Source organism: Chitinophaga solisilvae (assembly GCF_009928525.1).
GTDB lineage: Bacteria > Bacteroidota > Bacteroidia > Chitinophagales > Chitinophagaceae > Chitinophaga > Chitinophaga solisilvae.
The window spans coordinates 120,001-136,948 of the sequence record NZ_JAABOK010000011.1 but is presented as its reverse complement, the minus strand read 5'-3'; the positions used below and the strand labels follow the sequence as shown (position 1 = coordinate 136,948).

General features: G+C 50.4%; 6 protein-coding genes. All 6 read left to right on the top strand.

Annotated elements, in window-relative coordinates:
* Window positions 1-10 precede the first annotated feature (10 nt).
* Entirely contained in the window at window positions 11-4,159 is a 4,149-nt protein-coding gene (locus GWG06_RS21995) for a SprB repeat-containing protein (RefSeq protein ID WP_160716028.1), read from the top strand.
* 8 nt (window positions 4,160-4,167) lie between these two features.
* A complete protein-coding gene (locus GWG06_RS21990) occupies window positions 4,168-5,916 on the top strand; it encodes a hypothetical protein (RefSeq protein ID WP_160716026.1) in 1,749 nt (582 codons plus the stop codon).
* 11 nt (window positions 5,917-5,927) lie between these two features.
* Window positions 5,928-8,225 (top strand): fibronectin type III domain-containing protein, encoded by a 2,298-nt coding sequence (locus GWG06_RS21985; protein WP_160716024.1) that lies wholly within the window; start codon window positions 5,928-5,930, stop codon window positions 8,223-8,225.
* Entirely contained in the window at window positions 8,225-11,491 is a 3,267-nt protein-coding gene (locus tag GWG06_RS21980; RefSeq protein WP_160716022.1) for a hypothetical protein, read from the top strand. The genes GWG06_RS21985 and GWG06_RS21980 overlap by 1 nt, the downstream gene beginning before the upstream one ends.
* 10 nt (window positions 11,492-11,501) lie before the next feature.
* A complete protein-coding gene (locus GWG06_RS21975; RefSeq protein ID WP_160716020.1) occupies window positions 11,502-12,449 on the top strand; it encodes a PQQ-binding-like beta-propeller repeat protein in 948 nt (315 codons plus the stop codon).
* Window positions 12,450-12,527: 78 nt separating this feature from the next.
* Entirely contained in the window at window positions 12,528-16,934 is a 4,407-nt protein-coding gene (locus GWG06_RS21970) for a hypothetical protein (protein ID WP_160716018.1), read from the top strand.
* Window positions 16,935-16,948: the final 14 nt, after the last annotated feature.

Sequence of the window (16,948 nt, the reverse complement as noted above, 5' to 3'; positions counted from 1 at the left end):
CAACCGTAATTTGTTGAGAAGAACCGTGTTGTTTACCCTGATCCTTTTCTGTACCGCTGTTGCGCAGCTGAAAGCCCAGACGGTAGTGGTACGTATGAAGGTGACTACGCTGGATATCAATTATGAGATTGACGGAGGGAGAAGTTATGGCGCCCGCTTTGAATTCTACCGGTTTACCGGCGCAGGATTACAAAACATAGTGGTGGGAGATAACTGTGTTAAAACGGCCTGGCATGTCAAAAAAGCGGTTTCCGGACCCGCCAATGTAAGCGGGGATCTCACGACCATGTATGTGGATATTAATACCCCCATTACAATTAAGATGCTATCTCACCACGAGCGGGAGCCGGGGCATAGCGGTAACGATGAATGTACTTCACAGGGCGACGACTCCTGGTATTATTATACGGATAATACCATTAACCTTACCAGCTATCAGCCGGGAACGGTGAATCAGCTGGTTTGGTCGCACTACGGCCCCCAGACGCATGCCATTGCCTACATTGAACTTTATTATACCATACTGCCGCCGGCAGCGCCTACAGGCGTAGGTACCACCTTCAATAATATTTGTCCCAACGAAGACCTGACCCTGACAACAAGCATCCCCGGTAATCCCTGGGGCCTGCAGTATGACTGGGAGTATTATATTGAAGGGGATGATGTATGGATACCTAATCCCAATTATTGTTCACCCCAGGACTGTGCTGCCCAGACCGAGTATGATGACTGGGGCAATATTATTTACCAGCCGGGTTGCTGTAATGAAGATCCTGAAATACTGGTGCCTAACTGGAGATCGCTCAGGCGGGATGCAGGGTCCCAGATTACGGTCAACATGCAATCCATCATCGGGCCGAGGAATGACCTGATGAATATCCGCTACCGCGTCATGGCACGGAATCCTTCCGGGCCTGCGGGAGACTGGAACCGTCCTAATTACAGCAGCTGGTCGCAGTCCAGTATTCCATTTTACTTCAAGATATCACCGCCGCAGTCTGCCGGCGCTGAAACCACGCCTTCCTGTCCGCAGACGCCGAACGGAAAAATTACCCTGAAGAATGTTACCGGCAAAAGCGATGGGGAATACCTGCTGATTATCCGCAGGGGTCTTAATAATATGGCCAAATGTAATCCGGATAAGCCCACGGGGCAGCCCGGCGAAACCGCCTGTCTGCGCGATGTATACGATTATGCCGTATTTCCCCGTGACAGCGCCAAATACATCCGTAACGGCAATGATATTACCCTTATCAATATTCCCAAAGGAGATTATACTGTATTGCTTGCCAATCCCGGCGATGCAACCGGCCTGTGTTACACCGGTTACAATGCCTCCGTGGGCGAGTTGCCGGTACTGCATGCATCGCTCAGCGCTGTCAGCAATGTCAGCTGTTATCATGCAGGCGATGGCAGCGTTACCGCTGTGTCAAACGGCGGCAGCGGAGCCGTTACTTTTACGCTGCAGCAGCAGGGCAACACCGTAGGTACCAATACCACAGGCACTTTTGAGCACCTCGCTCCCGGCGATTATACCCTGACCGCCACCGACGAGTGCCGGCAGGAGATAGCACCGATGCCTTTCACCATCACGCAGCCGGCAGCCATTTCCTTTACTGTCAGCGCCAACCAGCCTGTCTGCAATCAGCCGGGCAATGGTGTAATCAATGTTACTGACATTACGCACAGTAAAGGCGCGTATGACCGCTTCAGCGGCAATTATCGTTTTGTACTGCGGAAAGACGGGCAGCCGGTGAAGGAAGAAGCCGCCACTACAGCCGTTCAGTGGCAGATTCCGGACCTGGGCCACGGCAACTACGACATTGTGCTGACAGATGCTGCGGTTACTACCTGTAATGCCTATACGCAACATGTGACACTGACGCCGGCGCCTGACTTTATGCTGGGTACTCCGGTAACTACACCTGTAAGTTGTCATGGCGGCGCTAACGGCGCCATTACCCTGTCTGCCTCCGGAAGGCCGGGTGGTTATATTTACTATCTGAGCGACGGTGGTTTACCTGCGCCGATCAGTAACAGCACTGGTCAGTTTCCCGGCCTGGCAGCCGGTTCCTACGCTGCTGCCGTGACCAGCGCCCTGGCAGGATGCGCCGACCGCTATCAGCTACCCGCGCCGGTAGTGATTACACAACCGGATGCCATCAACATCCGGGTAACGGCAACGGATATGTCCTGTTTCAACGCGGCAGATGGCGCCATCGCCGGGGTGGTAACCGGCGGCATCACACCCTATGAATACCAGTGGGAGTGGCTGACCGGCACTGACTGGAACCCGCTGGGCCCTCCCGGCACCGATAAGGTTACTATTGCTGCGGCGGGTAGTTACCGCCTGCACATTTACGATAAAAAAGGATGTGACAATATTTCTACAGCCGTCACCGTCAAAGAACCTGCTTTACTGCAGATTACAAAGGCCGTAGCCGGCTTTATTACCTGCTACGGAGAAAAGGTAGCTTTCAGTGTGGAGGCTGCCGGCGGTAACGGACAATATACCTGGCTGGCGCATGATAACGGAAATGGGTATACGCCATTTACAGCGGCAGACAGATTTGGTCCTGGCAGCTGGATGGTAAAGGTGACGGATCAGAAGAACTGCGCGGCCGAGGTAACACAGCCCCTCCAGATTACCGCGCCGCCTGCGCCGCTGGCATTTACTGCCGCACTTACGGACTACAATGGATTCAACATTTCCTGTCATGGCGGCAATGACGCCCGGATTACTCTTACCGCCACCGGCGGCAACGGACAGCAATATAACGGTTACGCCTACTCGTTGGCCAATGATATTTACCAGTCGTCGAATCTGTTATCGCTGGTGTCTGCCGGGAATTATACCCTGAAGGTAAAGGACGGCCGCGGCTGCGTGGTCAGCAGGCCGGTAACGGTAACAGAACCTGCTGCTTTTGTAGGACTGAAAGTATCGGACAATGCCGGCGTTATCTGCGCTTCAGACAGAAACGGCACTTTCACGATCACGGCGGAGGGGGGCGTATCTCCTTACCGCTACAGCATCGGCGGCGGATCATATCAGTCTTCCCCTGTCTTTTCAAACCGGGCTCCCGGCCGTTATCACATCATGGTGAAGGATGCAAATACCTGCGGCAATGAAACAGATGTAACGGTAGCAAGCAAGTACACACCACTGCTCACCACCGTCAGCACCCGTGATGTCAGCTGCTTTGGCGGCAGCGATGGCAGCGTAACGCTGGATGTCAGCGGCAGCGCAGCGCCGTATTCGTTTGTCTGGTCGCCGGGACCTGCCGCAGGAAAGGATCTGGTGTCGGTGAAAGCCGGCAGCTACCAGGTAGCCATTACAGATATGGCAGGGTGCACCGGTACTGCCAGCGCGGTGATCAATGAACCGGCAGCGCCGCTGACAGCCGTGGTAACAGCCAGGCCGGTATGCTACGGCGCTCCGGACGGCATCATTCAAATCACCGCCGCCGGAGGTACCATGCCCTATAGTTATAGTCTGGGTGGTAGCTGGCAGCAACAGCCTCTTTTCCACAAAGGCCCTGGCGAGCATACGGTGACCATCAAAGACAGCAAGGGTTGCACCACTACGGGCAAAGCGCTTATCACGCTGCAGAACAGCCGGGTGGATCCGAACTTCCTGGTGTCTACCCTGCAGAATGCGATGGATACACTGGTTGTATCCGATGTGAGCCTGCCTAAGCCCGACTCGCTGCAATGGAGCTTCGATCCCCGTGCAGTTATCCTGCGTGGTGGGAATACGCCGCTGATAAGGTTCTCCCGGGAAGATACCTACTGGCTGCAGCTGACCGCATGGTATAACGGTTGCGACTATACGGTGAAAAAGGAAATCCGGGTGAAACCCTATGATCCGGATGCCACACCGGCCACCAGCACCGACGATGGCACCATCATATCCGCGGGTCTGTCGCCCAACCCCAACAATGGCCAGTTCAGGGCCGTCGTGAAACTGAAGAAGCGGCAGCGGGTGGCGCTGTTCATCAATGATATACGCGGCAGAGAGTGGTATCGGCTCACCATCCAGGATGTGAAGGATATGGATCAGGCCATACAGCTGCCGGGAGATGCCGCCTCCGGCATGTACATCCTCCGGGTAGTGGCTGAATCAGACATACGTGAAATACCATTTGTTATCCAACAATAATTCCGCATATGCCAGTAAGTAAAAGTAAATGGTTATGGTCCGGTATATGCCTGTTGTGCGCTTTTGCCAACATCTCCACCGCGCAGAATCTGGAACAGCTGGGCTGGAAGAAGGGCGTAAAAGTATCCGGATCTGTCAGCGCCAATACCATCCTGTACAGCGCTTCAGAGATGAAGGGACGCCGCGATCCGTTCAACTGGTCAGTGAACGGAAATCTGAATATCAGTCTGTTTGGCTATGATGCACCGTTTTCATTCAGCTACAGTAACCAGCAGCGCAGCTTTTCGCAGCCTTTCAATACGTTGAGTTTCACTCCGCAATACAAGTGGGTGAAGGCGTACCTGGGATATACGGCTATGTCCTTCTCCAACTATACGCTGGCAGGACATATGTTCCTGGGAGCGGGAGTAGAGCTGACGCCAGGCAAATGGCGGCTGGCAGCCATGTATGGCCGCCTGAAGAAAGAAGTGCCGTTTAACGTTTCAGACAGCCAGCAGCAGGCTGAACCCGCCTTCCGGAGAATGGGGTATGGCGTAAAAGCCGGCTATGGCGATGAAAGAGGCAGTATTGATATCAGCGTTTTTGCTGCCAAAGATGATAAAAACAGCCTGCTTTACATTCCCAAAGATGCGTTGCTGTACCCGCAGGAAAATGTGGCGGTGAGCATAGCCGGGAAGAAAACTTTTCTCCGTCACTTTTTTGTCGATGTAGAATATGCAGTATCCATGCTGAACAAGGATATACGTGCCGATACCGGCAAGCCTGCTACCGGCGGAGCCAACCTGTTCAAAGGGCTGCTGAAGGGATCGCCGGGAACCCGCTATTATGATGCGGTCAATGCCGGCATCGGGTATAACGGCGCGTTTTACTCCCTGCAGCTGCGCTATGAACGGATAGCGCCGGATTACCAGACGCTGGGCGCCTATTATTTCAACAACGATATGCGTAATATAACGATAGCGCCTACACTGAGACTGATGCACGGGCGTTTGTCGCTGGCAGGTAACATTGGTATGCAGACCAACAACCTGGACAGCTCCAAAGCCCATACCAATAAACGTTTTGTCGGATCAGCCAACGCCACCTTTGTGCCTTCCGACAGCTGGAATTTCAATCTTAACTATTCCAACTTTACTTCGCACACCAGGGCAAGACCCCTGAATGATCCCTTCTTCCAGAATCCCTATGATACGCTGAACTTTTACCAGGTCAACAATAATGTTACCGGCATGGTGAATTACCTGTTCGGCTCCAGGGAGCGCCGCCACAGTATTATGATGAATGTTTCCTATCAGCGTGCCAGCGATAACAGCGCCGGGAATGATAAGATACAATTATCCGATTACTATACCGGCAACCTGGGATACAATTATATGCTGACGCCGCTGGACCTGACGCTGGGCACATCTTTCAACTATTACGATACCCGCATTTCCGGCGTAAAGAGCATATACTGGGGGCCCGGAATAACAGCGGGAAAGCTCTGGTGGCATAAAACCATCAATACTTCTTTTGTGACAACCTATAACCAGACGAAGAGCAGCGGAGAGCAGACGGTTTCCAGCAAGGTATCCAGCACACGGCTTTCCATCGGCTATATGCCGAAACCCAGGCCGAAGGACAAGGACAGCCGGAAAATTACCGGCAGGCATAATCTGGGCATGAGTGTCAGCTACCTGAAGCAGTTTGGCACGCTGCAGTTGCCTGCAGGATTTTCGGAGTTGACTACCACCATGAACTATACATTATCATTCTAAGGAAAGAAATAATGCGGCAGCAAAAAAATATTCAACCATCACGTTTCCGGCGCTACCTGATACCGGTCTTGTTAGGCATCAGCTGTATGCTGCATCTGTCAAAGGTTTCAGCGCAGGTGTTCGCAGTCAATGCAGCCACTCAGCTGTCACCGCCCTATTCTGTTTACCTGCCCGATTATGCCTCGCCGGGTAATGAGAAACTACGGGTGATTCTTATCCTGCGCGATCTTACCCAGCCTGTATACCAGGTGCGCCTGCGGATGAGCATCTCGCTGAACGGCAAGGAAATCATGCGTTCATCACCGTTGTATAATCCGGCTCCGGTCAGCATTTACCCAGGTACGCCGGTAGTGGTATCCGGTGCAGACCTGGCGCCGTATCTCGACAGCAGGAATATAGATTTCTCCGGCTACAGCCGCGAGCAGTATGAACGGAATAAAGCGCTGCCGGAAGGTAGCTACCAGATCTGTTTCACCGCCTTTGACTATAACCGGAAAGATGTGCAGCTGAGTAATACCGGTTGCAGCTTTTATTTTCTGTATAAACATGAACCGCCGTTTATTATTCTTCCGGCAGATAAAAGTAATGTGCTGGCCTTGCAGCCACAGCTGGTAAACTTCAGCTGGATCACCCGGAATGTAGTGCCGCCGGGCATTGGGGGCATGTCTGATATTGAGTACCGGTTCAGCCTGTACGAAAATCAGAACAAGGTAGACCCTAACTTCCTCGTACAAAGTATTAAACCCATCTATACCACCTCCACTTCGCAGAAGAACCTTATTTACGGCATGGCCGAACCGCCGCTCACAGAAGGAATGCAATACGCAGTGCGGATACAGGCAGTAGATAAATCCGGTAAGGATGCTTTCCAGAATAATGGTTTCAGCCAGGTAATCTCTTTTGTATACGGACAGCTGAAGCCCGGAGAACGGCCGCTGCCTGCTATTACAGACTTCCGCGCTGCTGCCGCAGGAGAAAGAGCCGGCCGCATGTGGTGGACGCCGCCCTTCGACGCCGGTTTCGACAGCTACAGGCTGCAATACAAAAAAGCCGGAAGAGGATGGGAGTGGTTTGAAAAGATAGTGACCGGCACAGATGCCAAGGCATTTGACCTCGAACCGGATGTAAGTTATGAAACAAGATTACAGGGGATTAAAGACGGTCGCTATGGAGCCTTTTCGGACATCGCTGTATTCAGGACAGATAAGCCCCGTGTGTTTGCCTGTGGCGACGAATTACCCTATCTGCGCTATGAACAGCTGCGGCCGCTGGACGCCGCCATTCCCGGCATGATCTGGAAGGTAGGCCAGTTTGATATGCAGATTAACGAAGTAAACGGCGGTAATGGTACCTTCTCCGGTAAGGGCAGTATCACGGTACCCTATATCGGGATGAACCTGAATGTGCGCTTTGATAATGTGGAGGTGAATGAAAACAGGGTATTATACCGGGGAGAAGTGATAGCACTCTCCAAGCCACTGAAACAGTATATCGAAGAACAGCTGGAACAGCAAAAGGAGAGAACAGTTGAACGACAGCAGAAAGCCAACCGGGAGAAATACAAAGACCTCGAACTCTTTGCCTTCACACTTTCCTTCAAGGATTACGACATAGAAGGAGTTGCCTATGATAAGGTCACACAGGAAATCATCATCACGCATGACGGTGGTAAAGTGGAACGCAGAAAGATAAAACCTGAAGAAGGCGATAAAGACCTGCTGGTACAGGGCAAAGGAAAGGATCAATGGGTAGTGAAAAAGGATGGCACTGTAGAGAAGGTGACCGGTGGCGGATTGTATCCGGGTATGAACACCATAGTGGATAAGGAGGTGGAAGACCTGCTGAAGAAAGCGCTGGCCGCCTTGAACCGGGAGATGACGGCGGAGCATATTGCGTCGCTGAAAGCGGAGATGAAAGCAGGCGAAAGTAAACTGGACCAATTGCTGGCGAAGCCGGAAAACAAGGATGCAGCGCGTATGCACTTCATTATTGTATCACGTGCAACTATCAGCGCCAGCAGCGCCGGTATCAGCGGTAAAACGGAAGATGCAGCTGCCAACCTGGAATACAAGCGGAGCGAATATAAATACAATACGGCCATAGTTACCCGTATGATTACAAGCGAACGTAATACAAAAGAAGTCATCAGAATGCTGGCACTGGAACTTAAACCTGAAGGGCAGCCGGTTACGCAGTGGATCAGGTCAGCCAGACAGCGTCAGGAAGGCGACGATACTATTATTTCCAGGCTGAAGCCGCTCATCATCCTTCACATTGAAGGCATTGTGACTAAATACATATACAAGTAATGAAAAAGATGTACCGTATATACCGTGTATGCTGTTTACTGCTATTGTCTATGATGGTGTTGCAGCCACTGGCTGCAAGACAGCAACAGACAGATGATGCAGGGCTGGCCGCTGAAATCCGCGATGCATTTGTAAAGCAGGAGGCACTGAATCAACACTATGAGCGTACCGGGGAGGATAATCTTAAAAATTATATTATCCCGATTGTAATAGACCGGAACGGATCGGTGAGGGTAGAAGAAGCAACTTACCTGAAACAGATCGGTACCCAAAAGCTGCTGACAGATGAACAATGGGCGGGTATCAACAAAGATCTGATTAATTATAATGAGAAGACAGCAGGGAAGCCTGACATCAGTATGTATACTTTTCTGCTGGCAGACTGGAGTCTTAAAGTTCCCCGGCAGCTGGACGAGCGGGTGGGAGATGAAAGTTTTGAGAAAATTGAGCTGATAGGCGATAATACAGACCGGTCGCTGGAAGAGAAGGAAAAAGATATCTACGGCGCTATCTATAATGCAGTATTTAAGTGGAAGGATTTTACAATTGGTAAAAGGTCTCTCGCATATGTTTATTACACCCGCCTGGGCTATATGTCTCCGGACCAGGATACCCTGTTGTTCCGCAAGGTGTCATCCTATATGCTGGACAAGGATAACTGGCAGGAGGCAGAGCTGAAAGGGCTTGAAAGAGCATTGTCCTATGGTGGTGATTTTATTGATAACGGAAAACGTTTGTCTGTTGCCGGTATCCACGATTATATAGCTGAAAGCCTGAAGAAGGAGGTAGCGGACATGATCCGCAACCTCACCAATATCAAGACAGAAAAATGTGACGGTAATCCCTATTACCTGCAGCATACCCTTGCTGTGAGCGGGGCCGACGGTACTACCAATCTGGGAGAGAAGGTGGTACTGAACCTGAATGAAGCCATCAGGATAAATAAAACCAGGAACAGGTTTGGTGACGATCCGCTGAAAGCTAACCTGGATGGGCTACAGTATATTACTGCTGCTTCAGCCTATGATATCGGACCTGTTTTCCAGAACTCGCTGATGGCTGATATCAACGATAAGATGGCTTACCTGGAAATCGTAAAGGGATACCAGTTTTATATACACTTCCTTCCGGTAACCTGCCCTTATGATCAGAAACAGGTAAATGATTTTGCACAGGAAGTATTCAATAATAGTAAGATAGATAAAGACAGAGGTATACTGGTGCTGGTCACCTACTATACCGGAAGGGATATAAAAGAACTCAAAGCCTATCGTGTCGGAGTTGCCATGGGAAGCGGTGTCAGAGAGGCGTCGAAGATGAAGGAAGATATTGATCCGGCATTTGACCACACAAGGAGTATTAATGACCTGGCAGTAAATATTATTAATGCCTACAAGCATATTCCCAAAAAGAAGTACGTAGTAGAATATTACATATCAGAAGTCCCCAAAAGCAATAACCGCCTGTGGAGAGAAGGAACAATTTATAGATCACCCGGCGTATGGCTGCCCAGGGAAGAACCGGGGAATGTAATTGAATCCAGTTTCTTCCTGTATGCAAGAACTAATGGCGCTATCGGCAAACCCAGAGGCGTAAACAGAATACTGCGTCTGAAGGAACGTTATGTGCTGACAGAGAGTAATAGTTATGCCAGAATGGTAGGTAAAGAGATGGGTAACTGGCAATTTAAGACGCTGGTTTTTATCACGACCAATGTGAGTGGCAACGGGGGGTATATTACTGAAAAGGATCTGACTAAGGAAATTGATGGTTGCAAATTTGAATGGAGTGGCGAATGTGAAAGTGTTGTAGATAAAATAGTGGACATAGGGCTGATCGTAACAGGCGTGCCGTTGAGCTTCATTGGCATGGACTGGATTACGGACGGTATCGGTACCGTTTATTTTGCCAGCCGCGGAAAATGGGAGCAGGCGCGCGTTTACAGTGCCTGTATGGTACTGCCCTTTGTTGCTTCCCCGTTAGTGGAAGGAAGCCGCCTGATGGTAACCGGATTAAGATTGGAAATGTCTTCAGCCTGGAAACTGATCGATAGAAAGCTGATCTCCCTGGTTATAAAACCAGAACTGAATATTGCAAAAGAAACCATTGAGAACCTCCTGAAATCAAATGGCGCTGAATACCTGATTCCGCATGAATTATACGCAAGCATTTTTGCGAAGATCTCAGAAGATGGAAAAGTAGTATACGGCGTTGTTGTGCCCAACGGAGCTGATGGAGCTGTGATGGAGATCTGGGCGGTTGCGGAGAATAAGCGCTGGATAGGCGCCGGTGGAAAGACGGCCACAGAGAAGGAAATTATTGAACATTTCGAAGAAGCTCTTGCCAAAGGCATCGCAGACGATATTCCTACGATCCTGGGAAGACTTACCGGTAAACTGAATCGTACAGAATACGCTGCCTTTGAAAAATGTTTCGGCGGTGATATTAATCTCCTGCACCGGTTTGATACAGAGGACGAACTGCTGGAAGCCTGGAGAGGATTGCATAATGCCGGCAGGAATAACCTGAAAAAAGAAATAGGAAATGTAGAGAAGCTGATGGAGGTGCGCCGTAACAGCGAAAACCTGACACACTTCGGCATAACAGATGATATGCTCGTTAACCTGAGAGGTTCTATCGACCACTCTTACGTTGACGCACTGGAAGAACTGAATAAAGCCGTGAACAACCTGCCTAAAGGGGAGGGACAGGTAGAGAAATTCAGCGAAGTGATCAGAAGCGGTAATAACCGTGGTCTTACTGCTCCTGATCCTGCATCATTTGATCCGTTGCATTCCTATGTGATCCTGAAGAAAATCAATGAAAACGCTGCACTGATCAGCCAGGCAGATAAAGTGATCTTTGAAACAAAACTCACGGCCATGGCAGGAGTGGAAAATGCTGTGCCGGATGTGCTGATACGCGTAAACAACGGTTCCAAAAAAATCATCTTTGAAATCAAAACCGGAGAAGGTATCACCAAAAACTTCAATACCCAGTGCAGAAGATATTTTTATGAACTGGCCAGCATAGGCGATCTGCGTATATACTCACAGGTGAGTAATAAAATAGATAAGGCAGAAGTGATTGCCGCCTGGAAACGCGGCGGGCTGCTGGAGGATGCCAGGATCAGAGGTATGTTCAGCGACTTTATTGAAGAACGCGGCATGACTTACCAGATCACCAATAAGGATACCTTTGAACAGTTCCTGAAAGCGGATAATGACTGGTATAATTTAATTTTTAATTCTAATTTCACCAGATAACGACATTACTATGAATCTGAGCAATAAATGGCAGCATATTACTTCCATCTTCACCCATGAACAACGGTTATACGTTACCGTAAATGACCAGCTGCAAACGCTGGACGGTTCCGGGTTCAGCATGGTGCTGGAAGCACCTGTCATTGCCGTGAGGAGCATGCTCAACGGTATCTATTACCAGACCATTGATGATACCATACTGAGAAAACTGGGCGCTTCACAGGAGTTCAGCGTACCCGGGTGTACTGTCGGACTGGCGGCGGTTTTACCGGCAGATAACCGTATGCTGGCCACTGCTGCCAAAGGTATGAACAGGCACGAATCCTGGTGGCTTTCCCCCGAACTGCAGCCGCAGGGTACCAGCAAAAGATTCTATAACCGGGCATTACCGGGCGGCTTGTTTTTCTTTTCCGGCAGAACCCTGAACTGTTATGATGAAAACGAGCTGCCCCGCTGGGAACATACGCCGGAGAACCTGCACGTAACGGGCATTTTCAAACCTGGAAAAGGCATTGACAGTTATGCGGACCTGCTGTTTATTGCAACCGACAGCGCGGAGATGATTGCCCTGCGCCTGGATGACGGGCAGCCGGTATGGCGGAAACAGGAAGCCGGCGGGAAATTCACCCGCTATGAAAACAATATCTATTCCCTGTTTCATCACCTGGAAGAAACAGACGCCCGCACCGGTGAAACACTGCGCACCACTTCGCTGGAATACCTGGATAAACAGTATAAATTCTATCCTTCCAACGAAATGATGATCTATGACGACTATATCCTGCTGCAGGGCACCAGCGAAGCCATGGTAGCGGTACTGGACCGTAGCACTTTTGAGCTGAAGGATATAATCCGCACAGATGAAATGATTCCTTACGGAAAAACAAACCTGATCCGGCTGGATAACAGGATCTACCTCCTGGACTATGCCGGCACCCTGTATGAATTTGAACTGTAACCGCAGCATAAACAGATACACCGGCATATATCCCGGTGGTATCATCAGCATAAAATTACCCTAATCCTATACCTGCCTATGCAAATCTTATCCCGGCATTTCGGCCGTTACCTGAAATGGTACCTGTGCTTCCTCATGGCAGCCGGTATGATGCAGGCCGCGCTTGCCCAGAACCAGGGAGAATACGCCACTCCCATGGATATGAAAGTGCAGCGAGCCCTCTCGGTTATTAAAACAGTCAAGGACGAAAACCGTATCAAAGGCAGCATTGCCAATGAAGATATCCAGGATCTGCCCGTTGGTATTGTGCGTGAAATCAGTGGCAACCAGTACATCATCGTTATTGACTCTGCCCGTGTAACCCCGCAGGGTGGCTTTTTCTCTGCGTACGCTTCCGTCACTATTCCGGGAACTGAAAAGCAACTGGTATTTGCCGGGAAGGATATCAAGTTTCATCCCGGTGGTATTGCGGCTTCTGTGAGCACCCGTCTGGAACTGCTGACCGATTTTCATATACCCGTCAGCGATATGGTATCGCTGGATATACCCGCGGATGGGAGCAACTACCTGGAGTGGGATTGTAACGGTTTTAAATCCGTTAACCTGAAGGGTAATTTTGTGTTTTCGAAAGATATGCTGCAGCCGCTCAACGGCGTGGGTAATGTCACCGCCTCCTTTGCAGTCAATCTGACGGACCTGCACAACTTCCTCGTTGATGTCAATATCACGCCATTCAGAATGACCAACCTGAAGGACCTCTCCTTCGAAGTGAAGCACGCGGTAGTGGATATGAGCGATCTTAAAAATCCGGATGCCTTCACTTTTCCAAGGGACTACAATGCTGCCTTCGGAGGTGATGTACGCCTCTGGCGCGGATTCTATCTGCAGGAGCTGATGGTATTCCTGCCACCGGAACTGGGTACCCGCAACGGACCCGCCACCATAAAGGCCGCTAATGTGCTGATTGACGATGCCGGCGTCAGCGGGCTGTTTGCCGGAGATAACCTCTTTGATATGAATATGGGCAGTGCCGACGGCTGGTCCTTTTCCATCAATCATATTGAAGTACAGCTCCTGCGCAACCGCCTGGTAGGCGGCGGTTTCAACGGAGATATCCGCGTGCCCTTCCTCGGCAGCGACTCGCTGGCATATAGTGCGCGTATGTCGCAGAACGGAGATGAAACGGATTATCTCTTTGCCCTCGCTACCAATACCGACAAGGAATACCAGACTCCCTTCGGCGGTACGCTGCTGCTGGCTAAAGGAAGTACAATACAACTGGAGAAATCAAACGGTAAGCTGATACCCTCTGCCATTCTGCATGGTAAACTCACGATCTCACAGAATGTGCTGAAAGTGAAAAACATCGAATTCCAGGATCTGACGCTGAGTACTGCCAAACCCTATCTGCACAAAGGATATTTTGCTGTTAATACAGAAGAGCAGAACACCGCTTCCGGATTCCCGCTCAGCATCAACGAAATCTCGCTGGGGATCTACGAAGGGAAAGCTACGCTGGGTATGCATGTCTGGCTTAACCTCATGGGTAAGGAAGACAAAGGATTCAGTGCAGACGCCAAAGTATTTGTCAGCGCTAAAGTGGAAGAAACCTACGAAGGCGCACAGTTTAAAAAGCAATCCTGGAAGCTGGACGGAGTAAGGTTCGGAGATATCAGTCTGGCTACCAACATTGGTCCCTTCTCCCTGAACGGTACTCTAGGTATCTACCGCGATGATCCTGTTTACGGCAATGGCATTCACGGCTCGCTGCAGTTGCAGATGAGCGCTGTCATCACCAAAAAAATCAAGGTACAGGCTTACTTCGGTACAAAGGATACCTACCGCTACTGGCATGCGGATGCTAACCTGCCTATCCTCATTCCCGTATGCGGCGTGGTGAACATACAAGGTATACTGGGAGGTGTTTCCTACCATATGAAACGCCCTGACCGTATTGTTTTCGATAATAACGGCGACGTGGCAGTGGATGTTAATCCGCAGGAACGTATCGATGACCTGAAATATGTGCCGGATGAAAAAGTAGGTATGGGCTTCCTCGCCGGCGTAACACTGGTGGCTGTCAGCAAGAAACTCATCACAGCAGATGTTATGCTGGAATTTGTATTCAACAGCCGGGAACATGGCGGAGGTATCAATTCCATCAACTTCGACGGATACGGGTATCTCTTCTCCGATGTGGCTAAATACAAGGTAGGCGCTAACGGACAACGTGGCGGCGCACCGGTGACCTGCAATTTCAAGATGAGCTATCAACGAGATATCAATACATTTTATTCCAGTCTGACAGTTTACATGAACCTGGCCGGCGTACTGAAAGGTACGGGGCCGGATGGGCGTATCGGTACAATGGCTATGCTGTTTTCGCCTGATCAGTGGTATGTTAAGGTAGGCACGCCTTCCCAGCCGCTGGGTGTCAGCGTGCTGAATATTGTTAAAGCACAGACTTACTTCATCGCCGGTAATAAACTGACAGATATGATTCCTGACCCGCCGGAGGCAGTCAGGGAAATACTGGGACAGATACAACCGACGGATTTCCGGCGCAACGGTACCATCATGGTACGCGGCGCGGGAATAGGCTTCGGGCTTAGCCTGGAGGCCAGCACTAAAGGTGAACCGCTGATATTTTATTACGCCTTCGGTGTAGGCGCCGGTACCAACATGATGCTGCTGAATATGAAGGATGCTCATTGCGAAGGTAGCAACGGGCCTATAGGAATGGATGGCTGGTACGCCATGGGCGACGCTTATGCCTTCCTCTACGGCCGGGTAGGTATTAAAATCAGGAGCCGCCGTTTTGATATTCTCAGTCTGGGTGCAGCAGCACTGCTGCAGGCTAACCTGCCCAACCCGAGCTGGTTCAGAGGCACCATTGCAGCCAGGTATAAACTGCTGGGCGGGCTTATCAAAGGAAAGATGCATTTTCAGTTTGACGTAGGGCAGCAATGCCAGCTGGTAGGCACCAAAGAAATGGGGGATATAGAAGCCATCAGTGCCATTCAGCCGGATAACGGCGGACAGGAAGTCAATGTGTTCTCTTCTCCGCAGGTAGCCTTTAATCTGCCCGTCAACAAAGAAATTGTGCTGACGGAAAATGCAGAGAAGCCCGAATTCTACCGCATCATGCTGGACGAGTTTTTACTGACCAGGAACGGGCAGTCCATACCAGGCGCTATCTCCTGGAATGAAGGACTGGATGTTGCCATGCTAAAAACGCCGGATGTACTGCCGGAGTTCTCCGACCTGAAAGTAACCGTAAAGGTGCATTGGGAGAAACGTACGCCTAATACCGCATGGGAAAGGCTTTCCGGCGGCGGAAATATAGAGGTGAAGGAAGCGGTGTTTAAGACAGGGCCTGAGCCGGACAGCATTCCGGCGGAGAATATCGTATATAGCTATCCGTTAGACAGGCAGTATAACTTCTACAAAAACGAATACGGCAACGGCTATATTAAACTGAACTACGGACAGCCGAAAGTGTTCCGGAAAACAGATGATGGCATGAAGCTGAAATTTGCCGCGCGTTTCATCGGGCCGGACAAACAGCCGCTGGAAGTACCTTTCGCGTATGATGAAGCTAATACTACCGTCAGTTTCCAGATACCGGAGAAGCTGAAGAACGAATCCATCTATCAGCTGGCGCTGATGAGAACGCCGGAGGGCGGCAGCAATGACGCTAATCTGAAACGGGAACAACAGACCACGCAGCTGAGCGATGACGGCGCCGATATTTCTGTCAGAAGAAATACCCTGACCGGTACGGTAGCCGCATCAGCGGAGAAAGAAGTATTATCACAGTTCTTCCGTACCAGTATGTACAACACGTTTGCCGAAAAACTCACTTCCATCGGGCAGCTGCGCAGTCTTTTCGATATCGCCATCGGCTATACGGGAATTCTTGGCGGAGAATCCGCTCCCATGGAGGCGTTGGACAGGTTTGAGACAGCAGGTAACATAGAAGGTACGGTGAAAAAACTGGTGGCCGCAGAAGCGCTGCCAGACAACCCCTGGTTCAGTAATGAAGTGTATCCGCTGCTGTATCAGCATTATCCGCTGGAATCCGGTCTGACGCTGGATCGCAGCGGCGCTAACAAGGAACTGCAACTGCCGCCGCTGAATGGTATTACCGTTGATAATAAAGATGCCTGGGAAGGACAGTATCTGAATGACAATGAAATCAGGGCCGGGTTTGCCGCCAAACGTACGGACCGGCTGCTGGTACAGTATAAGGTATCTTTCTATGCCAACGCTGACTTCTTTGATCTGCGGCAGAAAATAGCGGCGAAATATGAAACCAGGCTGGGTAACGGTCAGGGTTATACGTTGTCGCCCGGCGTGCAGCAGATCTTTTACGCCAAGGGCGTACCGGCGCTGCGTGCAGGCAATTACCGCGTCAGGTTGAAATATACGCTGCCCGGTATCAATAAAGTAACTACATCCAAAGATTTTACGTTAACACTTTAACAGTTCAGGAGATG